This is a genomic window from Lautropia dentalis, from assembly GCF_003892345.1.
GTDB lineage: Bacteria > Pseudomonadota > Gammaproteobacteria > Burkholderiales > Burkholderiaceae_E > Lautropia > Lautropia dentalis.
Map to the genome: position 1 here is coordinate 1 of NZ_RRUE01000011.1, position 1,077 is coordinate 1,077.

The window sequence follows — 1,077 nt, forward strand, 5'->3', positions numbered from 1 at the left end:
GCCCGCCACATGCACAGATCCCCCGTTCTGTACATCCGCGCTCCCGGCTCCTCACCGAACGGATCGTCCATGAAGCGCTCCGCCGTCAGCTCCGCACGGTGCAGATACCCTCGGGCCACACCGGCACCGCCCACGTAGAGTTCTCCAGTCACACCCAGCGGCACCGGCTGCTTCTGCTCATCCAGAATGTAGACCCTTGCATTGGCCACCGGTCCGCCGATCGGCAGACTCTGCCCCGCGTCCGCTGCCCACTCCGATTCCACACGGAACATCGTCGCACACACCGTCGCCTCGGTCGGCCCATAGGCATTGACAAAGTGGGCCGCGTCGCTCCACTGCTGTACCAGCTGCGGCGAGCACACGTCTCCGCCCACCGACACCGCCTGCAGACTCTCGAGTCCCTCGGGCTCTCCCAACGCGCTCAGCGCCATCGGCGGCAGCATCGCATGCGTGATCCCGCGCTCCTGCAACAGTGCCCGCAGCGGCTCGCCCGGCATCAGCCGTTCCTTCGTTGACAGCTGCAGGCTCGCACCATGCAGCAACGACACCACCACCTCCCAGACGCACGCATCGAAGCTGAACGAGGCAAACTGCAGCACGCGGCTCGTCTCATCCACCCGCAGCTCCTTCTGCAGCAGCTGCGCCAGATTGCCAACACCCGAATGCTCAATCATCACTCCCTTGGGCTGGCCCGTCGAACCCGACGTGTAGATCACATAGGCCAGATTCGATGAGGTCTGACCCGTCTCTTCACGGCTGATGTTGCCTTCCGGCTGGCCTGCATAGGTCGTCTCGTCATCGAGCAGCATGATCTCTTCGATACCACTACCATCGACCTGCATCGACGCGGGCAAGCGTTCCAGCAATCTGTGCTGCGTCAGCAGTACCCGCGCCTGCGAATCCCGAAGCATGTACTCGATACGCTCTGCCGGATACTCCGGATCCACCGGCACATACGCCGCCCCCGCCTTCAGAATCCCCAGCAGCCCCACCACCATCTCCAGACTGCGATCCACACTGATCGCCACCAGCGCATCCGGTTTTATTATCGGAGCTCCCGCAGCATCCCTCATCTCC

1 protein-coding gene is annotated in these 1,077 nt (G+C 63.4%); it reads right to left on the reverse strand.

The window, feature by feature from the left end; genetic code table 11:
• A partial coding sequence (locus EHV23_RS15110; protein WP_158616013.1) for an amino acid adenylation domain-containing protein occupies positions 1-1,077 on the reverse strand: 1,077 nt, incomplete at both ends.